Consider the following 14,967-nt stretch of genomic DNA (forward strand, 5'->3'; position numbering starts at 1 on the left):
GCAACCCGCGGCATCCGCTCGCGGTCGGCGGGTTTCGAGACGCCGGAGGAGCCGGCTCCTCGACCCGCGGGCTCAGCGCGTGACGACGACCTTGCCGATGCTGCGGCCCGACGCGACGATGGCGTGCGCCTCGCGGAGGCCCGCGGCATCCAGCCCGCTGATCTCGCGCGTGAGCGTCGTGACGAGCGTGCCGGCCTCGAAGTGCCCCGCCGCGGCGTCGAGGAGCTCGTGCTGGCCGATCATGTCGGGCGTCTCGAAGACGCCGCGCGTGAACATCGACTCCCAGAGCCAGGCGATGCTCTTCGACTTCAGCGCGCGCAGGTCCATGTCGGGGTCCTCGTCGATGGCGACGACCTGCCCGAACGGCCGCACGACCTCGGCGAAGAGCGGCACGCGTCCGGCGGTCGCAGGCGTGAAGACGCGGTCGAGGCCGCCGGGGGCGAGCTCATGCACGGATGCCGCGAGGTCGCCGCGGTGGTCGAGCACGTGATGCGCGCCCATCCGACGCGACCACTCCTGCGACTCTGGGCGCGACGCGGTGGCGATGACCGTGACGTCGGTGAGCCGCCACGCGAGCTGGGTGAGGATCGACCCCACGCCGCCCGCGCCGGCGAGCACGAGGAGGGTGCCGGTGCTGTCGGCGCGCAGCCCGAAGCGGTCGAACAGCGACTCCCACGCGGTGATCGTGGTGAGCGGCATCGCGGCCGCCTCGGCCATCGAGAGATTCCCGGGCTTGCGGCCGACGAGCCGCTCGTCGACCGCGTGGAACTCCGCGTTCGTGCCCTGCCGGTTGTTCACGCCCGCGTGGTACACCTCGTCGCCCGGAGAGAACAGGGTGACGTCGGGGCCGACCGCCACGACCGTGCCGGCGGCGTCGTAGCCGAGCACGACGGGCGGGGCGTCGGCGGCGCGCCGCATCCGCGTCTTGAGGTCGACCGGGTTCACCGAGACGGCGGCCACCTCGACGAGCACGTCGCGCGGACGCAGTTCGGGCAGCGGCAGCTCGACGTCGGCGAGCGCGCGGTCGTCGTCGAGGGGGAGGGCGCCCGTGGCGGCGACGGCGCGCATGGTGGTCGGGAGGGTCGTCATGATGAAGGCAACCTGTGGACGGGGTAGGGGATTCCCTGCGTGCCGGTTTGCAGCGGGGTGGTTTCGAGACGGCTGCTTCGCGGCCTCCTCAACCACCGGAGTGCTTCGCGGCCTCCTCGACCACCGGAGTCAACCGGGGGTCAAGGCGAGCGCGCCGCGCCCCAGGCCGAGCATGCCCTCGACGGCGTGCCCGATGCGCGAGCCGCGGTCGGTCGCGTCCTCCCAGCGCACGAGCGCGTGCGCGTTGAGGCCGTCGATCATGCCGAGCAGCTGCCAGGCCACGGATGCCGCGTCGTCGGTCTCGAACTCCCCCGCCTCGACGCCCGCCTGCACGATGCCCTGCACGAACACGCGCCAGTCGTCCATCTCCTCGCGCACGCGCTCCGCGAGGGCCTCGTTGCGGCGGCCGAGCGCCCACGCCTCGACCCAGATCACGGTGACGTCGTCGCGCGTGCCGTCGAGCAGCGTGTCGAGGAGGTTCGCCAGCCGAGCGCTCGGCGTGGCGAGCGGGGCGACGAGGTCCTCGAGCTCCGCGAGCTCGGCCGCGACGATCGCGCCGAAGGTGTTCGCGACGAGGGCGTCCATGTTCGGCTCGTAGTGCGCGACGAGGGCGGGGGCGACGTCGATGCGCGCGGCGACGCTGCGGAGCGTCACGGCGTAGAGGCCGTGTTCGAGGGCGACGGCGCGCGCGGCATCCGTGATCTCGGCGGAGCGCTCGGCGGGCGACTTGCGTGCGGCCTTCTTGCGAGGGGGTCTTGACATCGTGACCTCAGTGTAGGTAGCGTCCTTGCAACTTATTGATCGTGTGATCAATAATAGGTCGGGTCACCGGCCGAGTCCAGAGATCGCCTCGAGCGATCGAAACCGGAGAGTCCTCGACGATGAGCCAGCACACCCCCGACCCCAGCGCGGCAGCGTCGCCGCACGCGTCGGCCGCGGCATCCGACCGCGCCGGCCACATCGAGACCCACGGCGTCGACGTGATCCCCGACCCCGAGCGCCACGGCCGCCCGCGCGAGCTGTTCTGGATCTGGATGAGCGCCAACGTCGTCTACCTCTACTTCGTGCTCGGCGGCGTGCTCATGCTGCTCGGCCTCTCGATCTGGGAGGCGCTCGCGATCACCGTCGTCGGCAACCTGTGGTGGGCGGCCGTCGGCTGGCTCGCCGTGAGCGGGCCCGTGTCGGGCACGCCGAGCGTCACCGTGATGCGTGCGATGTTCGGCATCCGCGGCAACCGCGTCTTCGGCGGCGGACTCGGCGTCGCGATCGGCCTCTTCTACGAGATCATCAACATCGCCGTCGCGACGCTCGCGGCCAACGCGCTGCTCGGGCTCATCGGCATCGACGTGTCGGGCGGCCTCGGCTGGGTCGTGCTCGTCGTCGTCGCGGCGCTGAGCTTCGTGCTGAGCGTCTACGGCCACGCGACGATCACCAAGCTGTCGCCCTACTTCTCGGCCGCGCTCGCCGTGGCGTTCATCGTGCTCGCGGTGTTCGTGTTCCAGGCCGCCGACTTCACGTACCGGCCGGCGCCGCTGCCCGACGGCGAGCACTGGGCCATGGTGCTGCTCGGCTACGCCATCGTCGCGTCGGGTCCGCTGTCGTGGGGCACCGGCGCCGACTACGCCCGGTACCTGCCGCGCGACACCCCGAAGCGCAAGGTCGCCCTGTGGACCGCGCTCGGCGGGTTCATCCCGGCCGTGCTCATCGGCACCCTCGGCGTGGCCGCCGGCACCGCGATCGACATGACCGACCCGCAGTTGACCATCGGCGAGATCGTGCCCGGCTGGTTCACGCCGGTCTTCCTCGCGATCGTCGTGCTCGGCAGCATCACGAACAACGTGCTCGTCGCCTACTCGACCGGCCTCTACGCGCAGGGCCTCGGCATCCGCGTGCCGCGCGCCGCGACCGTGATCATCACGGGCGTGCTCGCGACCGCCGCCGCCGGCTGGTTCGTCTACCTCGCGCCGAGCTTCCTCGACACGCTCAACGCGTCGCTCGAGCTCAGCGTCACCGTGCTCGGACCGCTCGTCGCGATCTACGCGGTCGACATCCTGCTGCGCCGGAACCGCTACGACGGCGTCGCGCTCAGCGACGAGCGCCGCGGCAGCCCCTTCTGGTACCACGGGGGCGTGTTCTGGCCCGGCGTCGTCACCATGGTGGTCGGCACCACGCTCGCCGTGCTCATGGCCAACACCACCCTCTACGTCGGCCCGATCGCGGCCGCGCTCGGCGGCGCCGACCTCTCGGCCGTCGCCGGCCCGTTCCTCGCCGGAGCGCTCTACGCCGTGCTCTGGCTCACGACCTCGCCGTACCGCGACCGAGCGCTCCGCCCCGGTGCGCCGACCGTCGGTCGCGATGAGACAGCGGATGCCGCGGCATCCGGAACCCAGCAGGAGGATGCCGCGGCATCCGCCCCCGTCACCATGGAGGTACCCGCATGACCTGGCGCATGCCCGCCGAGACCGCCCCGCACGAGCGCACCTGGATGGCGTTCCCGCGCGAGGGGATCACCCTCGGGGAGTCGACGTCCGACCGCGAGGAGGGCTACGCCGCCTGGACGGCCGTGGCGCACGCCGTGGCCGAGTTCGAGCCCGTGTCGATGCTCGTCGACCCGACCGAGCGCGAGCGCGCGGCGTCGATGCTCGGTGCGGGCATCGAGCAGATCGAGGCGCCCGTCGACGAGTTCTGGATGCGCGACCACGGCCCCACCTTCGTGTTCGACGACGAGCGCCCCGGCGTGCTGGGCGCCGTGGACTGGGTGTTCAACGGCTGGGGCGCGCCCGAGTGGTCGGAATGGCGCAAGTCCGCCGAGCACGCGCGCCTCATCGCCGATCTCGTCGGCGCCGAGACGGTGAGCAGCCTGCTCGTGAACGAGGGCGGCGGCATCCACGTCGACGGCGAGGGCACCGTGCTCGTCACCGAGACCGTGCAGCTCGACCCGCGCCGCAACCCGTACGCGGACCGGGCGCGCGTCGAGGCGGAGCTCGCCCGCACCATCGGTGCGACCCGCGTCGTGTGGCTCTCACGCGGGCTGACTCGCGACTACGACGACTTCGGCACCAACGGCCACGTCGACATCGTGGCGACGATGCCGTCCGCCGGGCGCCTGCTGCTGCACGACCAGCGCGACCCCGAGCACCCCGACCACGAGGTGACCCGCGAGCTCCGCGCCCAGCTCGCCGAACAGGCGGATGCCGCGGGCCGACGCTTCGAGATCCTGGACCTGCCCGCGCCCGAGACGCTCCGCGACGACGAGGGCTTCGTCGACTGGAGCTACGTGAACCACCTCGTCGTCAACGGCGGCGTCATCGCGTGCGGGTTCGGCGAGGAGCGAGCGGATGCCGCAGCGCGCGAGATCCTCGAGGCGGCGTACCCCGGGCGGCGGGCCGTCACCGTGGACGCGCGACCGTTGTTCGCTCGAGGCGGCGGCATCCACTGCATCACGCAGCAGCAGCCGGCGGTGACGCGATGAGCGGGTTCGACGTCGTCGAGGCGTCGATCGCAGAGCTGCGCGCCGCGCTCGAGGACGGGCGCGCGACGAGCGAGTCGCTCACGCGCGCGTACCTCGACCGCATCGAGGCGTACGACCGCCCTTCGACGGGCTCAGGGACCGCTTCGACGGGCTCAGGGACCGCTTCGACGGGCTCAGGGACCGGGCTCAACGCGCTCGTCGTGATGAACCCGGCGGCGATCGACGACGCGCGGGCCTCCGACGAGCGGCGCGCCCGGGGCGAGACGCTCGGCCCGCTCGACGGGATCCCGTACACCGCCAAGGACAGTTACCTCGCGCGAGGCCTGACCGCGGCGGCCGGCAGCCCCGCGTTCGAGCACCTCGTCGCGCAGCGCGATGCGTTCACGATCGAGCGGCTGCGTGCCGCCGGCGCCGTGCTGATCGGCCTCACGAACATGCCGCCGATGGCGAACGGCGGCATGCAGCGCGGGGTCTACGGTCGCGCCGAGAGCCCGTACAACGCCGAGTACCTCACGGCGGCCTTCGGTTCGGGCTCGTCGAACGGCTCGGGCACGGCCACCGCGGCATCCTTCGCCGCCTTCGGCCTCGGCGAGGAGACGTGGTCGAGCGGCCGCGCGCCCGCGTCGAACAACGCGCTGTGCGCGTACACCCCCTCGAGGGGTGTCATCTCGGTGCGCGGCAACTGGCCGCTCGTGCCGACCATGGACGTGGTCGTGCCGCACACGCGCTCCATGGCCGACCTGCTCGAGGTGCTCGACGTGATCGTCGCCGACGACGCCGAGACGCGCGGCGACTTCTGGCGCGTGCAGCCGTGGGTCGAGATCCCCGCGTCGTCGTCGGTTCGGCCCGACTCGTACCCGGCGCTGCGGCCGGCGGATGCCGCTGCGGCCCGCTCGGCGCTCGCCGGCAAGCGGTTCGGCGTCCCGCGCATGTACGTGAACGACGACGCCGCGGCCGGAACCGCCGACGCGGGTCGCGCCCCGGGCATCGGCGGACCGACCGGCGAGCGCATCGAGACGCGGCCCTCGGTGATCGACCTCTGGGAGGCCGCGCGCCGCGACCTCGAGGCGGCCGGCGCCGAGGTCGTGCTCGTCGACTTCCCGGTCGTGTCGAACTACGAGGGCGACCGCCCCGGCGCGTCCACGATCGCGACCCGCGGGCTCGTGAGCCCCGAGTACCTGCACCGCGAGATCGTCGACCTCTCGGCCTGGTCGTGGAACGACTTCCTCGAGGCCAACGGCGACCCGGCGCTGCATTCGCTCGCCGACGTCGACGGCGCCCGGATCTTCCCGCACCCCGAGGGCGCATTGCCCGACCGGTACGCCGGATTCGACGACGACATCGCCGAGTATCCCGACTGGGCGCGCGCGAACCCGCGCGCGACGTTCGCCGACATGCCAGAGCTCGAGGGCGGACTCCGCGGCCTCGAGGAGACCCGGCGGATCGACCTCGAACAGTGGATGGACGACCTGGGGCTCGACGCCGTGGTGTTCCCTGCCGTCGCCGACGTCGGTCCGGCCGACATGGACGTCGCCGAGGCATCCGCCGACCTCGGCTGGCGCAACGGCGTGTGGGTGGCGAACGGCAACCTGGTGCCGCGGCACCTCGGCATTCCGACGGTCACGGTGCCCATGGGCACGATGGCCGACATCGGGATGCCGGTGGGGCTCACCTTCGCCGGACGCGCGTACGACGACAACGCGCTGCTCTCGCTCGCCGCGGCCTTCGAGGCGACGGGATCGCGCCGCACCGAGCCGCCGCGCACGCCGAGGCTCTGACGGCTGGCTACCCTGACGGCATGGCGGTCAGCCGGTCCCGCACGGCGGTCTACGCGCGACGGCGCAAGCGGCGCATGGCGCGCCTCACGCACGACCTCAGCGACGCGCAGTGGGCGGCGCTGACCGCGGAGTGGCAGGGATGCGCCTACTGCGGCGCGACGGATCGAGCCCTGCAGCGCGACTGCGTGCTGCCGATCTCGCGCGGCGGGCGCTACACGCTCGAGAACGTCGTCCCCGCATGCGGATCCTGCAACGCCAGCAAGTGCAACGACGAGGTCACCTCGTGGCTGCGCCGCAAGAAGCTCGACGAGCGCGCGTTCCTGCTGCGCCAGCGCGAGATCGCGCTGGCGCTCGTGGCGCGGTTCACGGGCCCGGATGCCGCGGCGACCTGACGCCGACCCGCTCGCACTCGCCGGTCTGACCTACCCATCCGGTGCGAAGGGTACTCCTGCCGCGGGACCTTCGACTGGTCGGCCTCCCAGCCGCCGTTCCTACGCTGGGAACGGACGGACCGCCCGAGAAGGGTTCCCGGCTCCGCGTCCGCCCGGGGAGGACCCACCATGGCCACGTACGACGTTGAGGGACGCTCGGCGATCGTGACGGGCGCGGGCAGCGGCATCGGCCGCGCGATCGCGCTCCTGCTCGCCGCGAACGGCGCGTCCGTGATCGTGAACGACCTCGACGAGGGGCACGCGAACGCGGTGGTCGACGAGATCCGGGCGGCCGGCGGCACCGCCGAGGCATCCGTCGGCGACGTCACGGATGCCGCGTGGATCGCGTCGTCGATCGAGCAGGCGAACGCCCTGGCTCCGCTCAAGGTCGCGGTGAACAACGCCGGCGTCGGCGGACCGTCCGCGCTCATCGGCGACTACCCCGACGACGGCTGGGACACGGTCATCGGCGTCAACCTGAGTTCGATCTTCCACAACCTGAAGGCGCAGCTGCCCGCGATCGCGGCGAACGGGGGCGGCGCGATCGTGAACATCGCGTCCATCCTCGGCAGCGTCGGATTCGCGACCTCCTCGGCCTACGTCAGCGCGAAGCACGGACTCGTCGGCCTCACGAAGAACGCCGCGATCGAGTACGCCGACCAGGGCGTGCGCGTGAACTCTGTGGGTCCGGGCTTCATCAAGACCCCGCTGCTCGACGCGAACCTCGACGAGGCCGCCATGCAGTTCCTCGTCACGAAGCACCCGATCGGACGCCTCGGCGAGGCCGATGAGGTCGCCGCGCTGGTGGCGTTCCTCGCGAGCGACGCAGCGAGCTTCATCACGGGCAGCTACCACCTCGTCGACGGCGGCTACACCGCCGTCTGACGCCGCGCCGGCCGCCGCGCGCCGGCGCCACGTGCACAACTCCGGAAGCCGAACCTGTTCGTCGGCGTGGCGTGGTGCGACACGCCGGGCAAGCGGCCGCGGATCCGGAGTTGTGCACCGTGCGCCCGCACTCGGGCCCGGGCCCAGCCGCGGATGCCGGCGCGTCAGCCGACCGTGACCGAGCGCTCGTCGAGGCCGGTGGCGCCGTCGGGCACGACGCCCTGCATGTCGGAGGTCTGCACCTCGCCGTCGGCGTCGGTCGCGCGGACGCGGAGGGTGTGGGTGCCGGATTCGGCCTCCCAGTCGAAGCGCCACTGCACCCACGTGTCGATCGAGATCGCCTCGGCGAGGGTGGCGGGCTGCCACGGACCGTCGTCGACCTGCACATCGACGGCGGCGATCCCGACGTGCTGGTGCCAGGCGACCCCGGCGACCGTGATCGTGCCGGCCGTCAGCTGCTGGCCGCCGCGCGGGACGTCGATGCGGCTCTGCAGCTTGATGGGACCCTTCGCACTCCAGCCACGGTCGGTCCAGTAGGCGGATGCCGCGTCGAACCGCGTGACCTCGAGGTCGACCACCCACTTCGTCGCCGAGACGTAGCCGTAGAGGCCGGGCACGACCATGCGGACGGGGAACCCGTGCTGCGCCGGCAGCGGCTCCCCGTTCATGCCGACCGCGAGGATCGCGTTCCGGTCGTCCTGCAGCACCGCGAGGGGGGTCGACGCCGTGAACCCGTCGACGCTGCGCGAGAGCACCATGTCGGCGTCGGCACTCGGGTTCGCGCGGGCGAGCAGCTCGCGGATCGGATACCCGAGCCAGACCGCGTTGCCGATCAGGTTGCCGCCGACCTCGTTCGACACGCAGGCGAGGGTCGTCACGCTCTCCTCGAGCGGGAGGGCGAGGAGCTCGTCCCAGGAGAGGGTGACCTCCTGGTCGACCATGCCGTGGATGCGGAGGCTCCACGTCTCGGGGTCGACCGCGGGCACCGCGAGGGCCGTGTCGATGCGGTAGAACTGCTCGTTCGGCGTGACGACCGGGGTGAGCCCCTCGATGTCGAGCTCGGCGCCGGGCGGAACGGTGGCGTTCGACGTCGGCTTCGGCAGCGTGATCGTGTCGCGGATCGCCGTGACCGCACGCGTGCCGGCCTGCAGCGCGTAGCCGCCCACCGCCGCGAGCACTCCGAGCGCCGCGGCCCCGCCGGCCCAGCCCAGGAAGCGTCGCCTGTCGATTCCCTCTGGACGCTTCGCGGGCGGCGCGGCATCCGTCGATGGAAGCCGGGTCACCAGGAACTGGAGTGTGATCACCGACGCGACGGCCGCCAGTGCCGGCGGTGCGAACGCGAGCAGCGGCGCGTTCGCACGCGTCATCGCGGCGACGACGCCGACGAGGCCCAGGGCCCCGAAGAGGACGCGCCCCCAGGGCGGACGCCGCACCTCGAGCACGCCCGCCGCTCCGGCGACGGCGAGCAGCACGATCGCGATGCCGGTGACCAGCGCGATCTTGTCAGCCGTGCCGAACAGCCCGATCGCGGCATCCTTCGCCCACGGCGGGGCGAGGTCGATGAGCAGCGATCCGACGACGACGAACGGGCTCGCCTCGGGGGCGAGGATCGCCGCCGCGAGCTCGCCGACGCCGGCGCCGAGTGCCACGGATGCCACGCCGGCCATCGCGGGGAGCACCCAACCCCGCGCGCGACCGGTCGTCGTGGGCATGCGACCAGCGTAGGACCGCCAGGCTGCGTGTCGTCTCGGAAGTTCCAGCGGGGGCAGCGGGTTTCGACGCCGCTGCGCGGCTCCTCAACCCGCGGGGTGGGCCGCGCGGCTCCTCAGCCCGCCGCGTGCATCGCCATGAACGAGGCCGCGCGCGGGGCGAGCGACGCACCGATCTCCGCGGCCGGCCGCTTGTGCCCCTTCACCTCGAACGAGTGGTTCGCGTCCTCGATCCACTCGAGCGTCGCGGTCTGGCCGATGCGGGCGACGACCTCGTCGAGCTGCTCGTTGGGGATGGCGAACGGGTCGTTCCGCCCCTGCAGGAAGAGCATCGGCACCGTGATGCCGGGCAGGTGCTCGTCGCGCGCCTTCTCGGGACGGCCGGGCGGGTGCAGCGGATAGCCGAGGTAGATGAGCCCCGTGGCCGGCATGCCGTCGGCGACGGCCATCGACGCCATGCGCCCGCCGAACGACTTTCCCGACGCCCAGATCGGCTCGCCCGCGTTGCTGACGCCGGCCCGCTCGGCCGCGGCGGCGAGGGCCGCGCGCCACGTGGCGATCGCGACGGGCGGCCGGTCGGGGAACCGCCGCTTCGCCTCGCGATACGGGAAGTTGAAGCGCAGCGTCGCGTAGCCCAGGTCGTGCATCGCCCGGGTGAAGCCCGACATGAACGGATGCTCCATGCCCGCGCCGGCGCCGTGCGCCACGACGATCGTGGCGGCGGCATCCGCCGGGCGCGAGTACACCCCCGACACGGGCGTGCCGTCGACGTCGATCGTGATGGCGGTCTCTGGCGAGGTCGACGCGGTCATGCCCCCATGCTGCCGCATCGCGCGGACGTCAGGGCATGCCCTTCCCAGCGCGACGGGCCGCCCGCCGCCGCTCGATCGCGGCATACCAGCGGAACATCTGCGGCATGAGCCAGTACGCCGCGATCGGGACGACGATGAGCGTCACGACGAGGGCCCGCAAGACGGGATGCCACTCGGCGATCACCGGGGCGAGCACGGTGCCCACGATGGCGACGAGCGGGAAGATCGTGAGCCACACGATGAGTGCGCTGACGTGGATGTTCGGCGGCTTCGGCCGCGGGGTCGTCGGCGTCGGCGCCGGATCCACCGGCGTCTCGGAGTTCGGCACGGGGGAGCCGTGCTCGGGAGGTGTGACGGTCATGTGTTCGGCTCCGCGACGAGGGCGAGGCCTTTGATGCGGTCGAGCCGCCGAAGGCGCCGACCGCCTCCATTGTCCCTCCGACGTCACTGCACCGCTAGGACTCGGCGGCTCCGCTCAGACTCGGCGGCTCCGCTAGGAGCTGAAGACCTCGAAGATGCCGCCCACCCCGTCGAGCACCGCGCCCGTGCCGTCGACGAGATCGCCGACCGCGGCCGTGAGCTGCACGGCGCCGCCCGCGGCATCCAGGGCCACCGCGACGTCGCTGAGCACGTCGACCGCGCCGAGGACGTCGAGGTCGGACGCCGCGAACTCGTCGTGCTGGAGCTTGAGCTGCCGGATCCACTCGCGCTCGAGCCCGAACAGCACGGCGTAGGGGAGCAGGCGCTCGTGCAGATGGTATCGGGCGAGCGCGGGATCCTCGCCGTCGGTCGCGACGAGGTCGGCCCCCGTCGGCGACTGCAGTACCCGCAGCCGATCGGCCTCGGCGAGCTCGAGGTACTGCCGCAGCCCGTCGAGGTGCTCGCGCCGCGGGCGCGCGGGCGGCAGGAACCGGCGCCAGGACGCGGGCGTGACCACGATCGTGGCGATCGTGGCCGCGAGGGCGACGACGGTCAGGCCGAGCGACGCCCCGTCGCCGTCGATGAGGGCGAAGACGATCAGCAGCGCCTCGACGAGCATGCCGAGGTACGCGAGGCTCCGCAGCGTGACCCCCGGCCAGGTCGTGCGGCGCGGGGCGATGAGCCCTTCGCGGGCGAGCGCGTGCTCGGCGTGCTGCACGAGGATGCGGAGCCGCCCGTTGAGCGCACGCCGATCGGCGGAGAACCGCCGCACCCGTCCGGGCGTGTGGTCGGCGCCGAACAGGGCCTCGAGCAGCGTGAGCTCGTCGGCCGTGAACACCACATTGGGCAGGACCTCCACGCCGACCGGCTCGCGCTTGGAACCGGCGAGCAGCCGCACCTTGCGCTTCACCGCGAGGTCGATGAGCATCGCGGATGCCGCTCGCCGATCGGCGTCCACGAGCAGCGCGTCGTGCAGCACCGTCGACCCGCGCTGGGGCGTGTACTGCACCACGAGCCCCTTCACCCGCTGCACGGCGATCCCACGGGCGACGAAGCCGAGCCCGAGGATGAGGAACGCAGGAGCGATCGCAAGAGCGATGACGGCGGGGAGCACGCGCCCAGTCTAGGGATGCGGCCGCAACCGGTGTCATGGCGTTGACATCGGCGGCATCCGTTCGGCCCGCGCGCCGCCGGCGCCCGCGCTACCAGCCCTCGGCGAGCACCCGATCGAGCGTGTCGACGAAGAAGTCGGCCGAAGTCCGGTCGATGCACAGCGGCGGCTTCGTCTTCAGCACGTTCTGGTGGTCGCCCGTGGGCTGCATGACGATGCCGAGCTCGAGCAGGCGGTCGCAGATCGCGCGGGTCTCCTCGGTGGCGGGTTCGAGCGTCTCGCGGTCGCGCACGAACTCGACGCCGAGGTAGAGGCCGAGGCCGTGCACGGCGCCGATGAGCGGATGCCGCGTGGCGACCTCCCGGAGCCGGCCCTTCAGGTGCGCGCCCACCTCGACCGCGTTGCGCTGCAGGCCCTCGTCGTGGAACGCGTCGAGCACGGCGAGGCCCGCCACGCTCGAGGCCGGGCTGCCGCCCGTCGACGAGAAGAAGTAGCCCTGCGTGCGGAAGCGCGCGGCGATCTCGCGCGACGTGATGACGGCGCCGAGCGGGTAGCCGTTGCCGGCGGCCTTCGCCACGGCGACGATGTCGGGCACGACGCCCTGCTGCTCGAAGCCCCAGAACCACTCGCCGAGGCGTCCGTACCCGGCCTGCACCTCGTCGGCGATCGCCAGCCCGCCGGTCTCGCGCACAGCCGCGTACACCTCTTCGAGGTAGCCGTCTGGCAGCGGGATGCCGCCGGCGTTGCCGGAGAAGGTCTCGGCGATGAATGCCGCAGGTAGCCGACCGGATGCCGCGAGCTCCCGGATGCGGCGTGCGGCCTCGGGCGCGTAGCGCGCGGCATCCGTGCCCCGGTGCAGCCCGCGGAACGGGTTCGGCGCCTCGAGCACGTGCACCCAGTCGGGACGGGTCACGAGCGCGTTCGGGTTGTCGGCGATCGACGTGGACACGGCGTCGGAGCCGTACGTCCAGCCGTGGTAGGCCTCGAGGATCGATACGACGTCGCGTCGTCCGGTGGCGGCGAGCGCGACGCGGATGGCGAGGTCGGTCGCCTCCGAGCCCGAGTTGACGAGGAAGACGGTGTCGAGCGGATCGGGCAGCAGGGCGGCGAGCCGCTCGGAGAACTCGACCACCGCGCCGTAGTTGAAGCGGGAGTTCGTGTTGAGCGTGCGCAGCTGCTTCGCGACCGCCGCCGCGAGCTTCGGGTGCCCGTGGCCCAGCGGCGTCACGTTGTTCACCATGTCGAGGTACACGCGCCCGTCGGTGCCGACGAGGTGCTCGCGCCACCCGCGCTCGATGCGCGGCGGCGCCTCGTAGTAGTGCTCCTGCACCTCGGCGAACGCACGGTCGCGTCGTTCGATGAGCGCCGCGGCGTCCCGAACCGCGGGTTGAGGAGCGCCCGACGGAGTCGAAGGCGTCTCGAAACCCTTCCTGAGACCCAACAGCTCCGCCGGATCCGCTGAGACCGCCCGCCACCCCGCCGCGTACTCCGGCCGCACGAGGTGCGGAACCCTCGGTCCTTCGGGCCGTTCGAGCCGAATCCGATGACGCGTTCGCGCCAGCATGTGCCCGTCGACGATGCGCACGCCGTCGGCGGCTTCGATCACGAGCTGAACTCCCTCAGGCGCGACGAGGTGCTGCGGCTCCGCGAACCACACGTCGATACCGGTCGGGATCGTCGCCGGCGAGGTCGTCGAGTGCGTCCGGCTCGCCGTGAGGCGCGGCGTGCCGCGGTCGAGCCACGCGACGGATGCCCCGGCGTCGAGCGCCGCGAGCGCGAGCCGATCCTCGACGTCGGCGTCGAGCCATGCACCGGCGTCGACATCATCGGACGTGATCGAGACGTCGAGGCGGGTCGCGCGACTGCCGTCGATGTCCGGCGTGAGCGCCGACACCCGGTCGTCGAGGAGCGCCGCCCTCCGGTCGTCGAGGAGCGCCGCCGAAGGCGACGCGTATCGAGACGCCTCGTGCTCCGGTCTCGATACGGGTCCGGCTCCGCCGGGCCCTCCTCGATCACCGGGGGTGGCGAGCGCGACGCCGAGCGCGTCGGCGATCACCGCCGTCATGACCTCCGTCGGCACCGAGACGGCCTGCTCGAAGATGCGCCATTCGCGGTCGATGCCGCTGGCGGCATATGCGTTCTCGCCGCCGTCGAGCTGCACCTGGTGCTCGCCGCTCACGACGAGCACGGCGCCGCGCAGCACGACGATCGGCCAGATCGCGGCGACCTCTTCGGTCGAGAGCGGCCGCAGCTCATGGAACGCCCGGATCGCGGGCAGCACGGAGACGGGCTCGGCACCCGCGTGGTGCAGCAACGACGAGACGGTGATCGCCAGCTCGGCGACCGCCCAGCTGCGGGTCACGTCGCCGAAGTCGATGATCCCGTCGGACAGGCGGATCCCGCGGTCGGTCGTGCACACGACGTTGTCGTCGGTGAGGTCGAGGTGCACGGCTTGCAACGGTAGAGCGGATGCCACGACGGCGAGGTCGGCCCAGGCGGCGGCCGCGGCATCCGTCACCTGTCGTCGCCTGGCGTGATCGGGGTGGTGCGGCGACAGGAGTTCGACGACGCGGTCGGCGTGCCGCGGATCCCACTGGAGCACGCGGTCGAGCCCGTCGTGGTCGAAGTCGGCGAGCGCGAGGCTCGTGCGCGCGGCGAGCTCACCCATGCGCGCGACGGTCGCCGGTGAGAGGTACGCGCCGCCCGTGAGCGTGCCACCGTCGAGGTGCTCGATGATGCGGATGCTGAGGGGACCCTCGCTGGTCTGTACGACGGCCGAGCGCGATGCGCCCGCGGCATCCGACGTGGTGGTCGCGATGCGCACGGCCGGTGCGCTCGCGGCGATGCGGGCGGCGGCCGCCTCCTGCGCGGCGAGCTCGGTCGCCGTGAACGCCGGGTTCGTGATCTTCACGACGCCGACCGGCTCGCCGTCGACGCGCGCGAGGAAGTTCTGGTCCTGCTGGCTGCCGAGCGGCGAGAGCTCGGCATCGATCCCCCAGCGCTCGCGCACGATCGACGCGACCTCGTCGGCGGGGAGGTTCGGAGCCGGCAGCTCTCCTGCCCCGAAGAAGTCGAACCCTCGTCTGCCCGCGCTCTCCTGCGACATCCGCGCCCCTTTCCGCTCTCGACGATAGCCAGCCCTCCGCTCGCCATCGATCGCCGCCATGGCGAGGAGACGGCCCGTCGATGGACGCCCCGGACTGTACAGGATCGGTGTGCAATTCAGGCCCGGAGGTGTGTTGCGGCATCCGTCGACGGCG

12 protein-coding genes are annotated in these 14,967 nt (G+C 72.5%); 5 read left to right on the forward strand and 7 right to left on the reverse strand.

Going from position 1 to position 14,967, the window contains the following annotated elements; translation table 11 throughout:
* Positions 1 to 72: 72 nt before the first annotated feature.
* Both ACWGO8_RS10165 and ACWGO8_RS10170 read right to left on the reverse strand, forming a co-directional pair.
* A complete protein-coding gene (locus tag ACWGO8_RS10165) occupies positions 73 to 1,089 on the reverse strand; it encodes a zinc-binding alcohol dehydrogenase family protein (protein WP_452042941.1) in 1,017 nt (338 codons plus the stop codon).
* 129 nt (positions 1,090 to 1,218) lie between these two features.
* Positions 1,219 to 1,851, reverse strand: a complete 633-nt coding sequence (locus ACWGO8_RS10170) for a TetR/AcrR family transcriptional regulator (RefSeq protein ID WP_452042942.1) — start codon at positions 1,849 to 1,851, stop codon at positions 1,219 to 1,221.
* A gap of 119 nt (positions 1,852 to 1,970) precedes the next feature.
* Here ACWGO8_RS10170 and ACWGO8_RS10175 point away from each other — a divergent pair, with 119 nt between their 5' ends.
* The 5 genes from ACWGO8_RS10175 to ACWGO8_RS10195 all read left to right on the forward strand — a co-directional run bounded on the left by ACWGO8_RS10175 (position 1,971) and on the right by ACWGO8_RS10195 (position 7,655).
* Entirely contained in the window at positions 1,971 to 3,530 is a 1,560-nt protein-coding gene (locus ACWGO8_RS10175) for a purine-cytosine permease family protein (RefSeq protein WP_452042943.1), read from the forward strand.
* Complete coding sequence (locus ACWGO8_RS10180; RefSeq protein WP_452042944.1) at positions 3,527 to 4,561, forward strand: agmatine deiminase family protein; 1,035 nt, start codon at positions 3,527 to 3,529, stop codon at positions 4,559 to 4,561. Before ACWGO8_RS10175 ends, ACWGO8_RS10180 begins: the two co-directional genes overlap by 4 nt.
* A complete protein-coding gene (locus tag ACWGO8_RS10185) occupies positions 4,558 to 6,339 on the forward strand; it encodes an amidase (RefSeq protein WP_452042945.1) in 1,782 nt (593 codons plus the stop codon). The genes ACWGO8_RS10180 and ACWGO8_RS10185 overlap by 4 nt, the downstream gene beginning before the upstream one ends.
* Before the next feature lie 20 nt (positions 6,340 to 6,359).
* Entirely contained in the window at positions 6,360 to 6,731 is a 372-nt protein-coding gene (locus ACWGO8_RS10190) for an HNH endonuclease (protein ID WP_452042946.1), read from the forward strand.
* A gap of 168 nt (positions 6,732 to 6,899) precedes the next feature.
* On the forward strand, positions 6,900 to 7,655 hold the full coding sequence (locus ACWGO8_RS10195) for an SDR family NAD(P)-dependent oxidoreductase (protein WP_452042947.1): 756 nt from the start codon (positions 6,900 to 6,902) through the stop codon (positions 7,653 to 7,655).
* A gap of 164 nt (positions 7,656 to 7,819) precedes the next feature.
* Here the strand turns inward: ACWGO8_RS10195 and ACWGO8_RS10200 are convergent, their stop codons facing one another.
* From ACWGO8_RS10200 to ACWGO8_RS10220, 5 genes are all read right to left on the reverse strand, one after another.
* Positions 7,820 to 9,367, reverse strand: a complete 1,548-nt coding sequence (locus ACWGO8_RS10200) for a molybdopterin-dependent oxidoreductase (RefSeq protein WP_452042948.1) — start codon at positions 9,365 to 9,367, stop codon at positions 7,820 to 7,822.
* A 113-nt stretch (positions 9,368 to 9,480) separates the two neighbouring features.
* Positions 9,481 to 10,176 (reverse strand): alpha/beta hydrolase family protein, encoded by a 696-nt coding sequence (locus ACWGO8_RS10205; RefSeq protein ID WP_452042949.1) that lies wholly within the window; start codon positions 10,174 to 10,176, stop codon positions 9,481 to 9,483.
* A 28-nt stretch (positions 10,177 to 10,204) separates the two neighbouring features.
* A complete protein-coding gene (locus tag ACWGO8_RS10210; protein WP_452042950.1) occupies positions 10,205 to 10,537 on the reverse strand; it encodes a hypothetical protein in 333 nt (110 codons plus the stop codon).
* A 132-nt stretch (positions 10,538 to 10,669) separates the two neighbouring features.
* Entirely contained in the window at positions 10,670 to 11,710 is a 1,041-nt protein-coding gene (locus ACWGO8_RS10215; protein ID WP_452042951.1) for a DUF2207 family protein, read from the reverse strand.
* Positions 11,711 to 11,798: 88 nt separating this feature from the next.
* Entirely contained in the window at positions 11,799 to 14,813 is a 3,015-nt protein-coding gene (locus ACWGO8_RS10220) for an aminotransferase class III-fold pyridoxal phosphate-dependent enzyme (RefSeq protein WP_452042952.1), read from the reverse strand.
* Between the last annotated feature and the right edge of the window lie 154 nt (positions 14,814 to 14,967).

The sequence above is a fragment of the Agromyces sp. NPDC055661 genome (genome assembly GCF_053618135.1).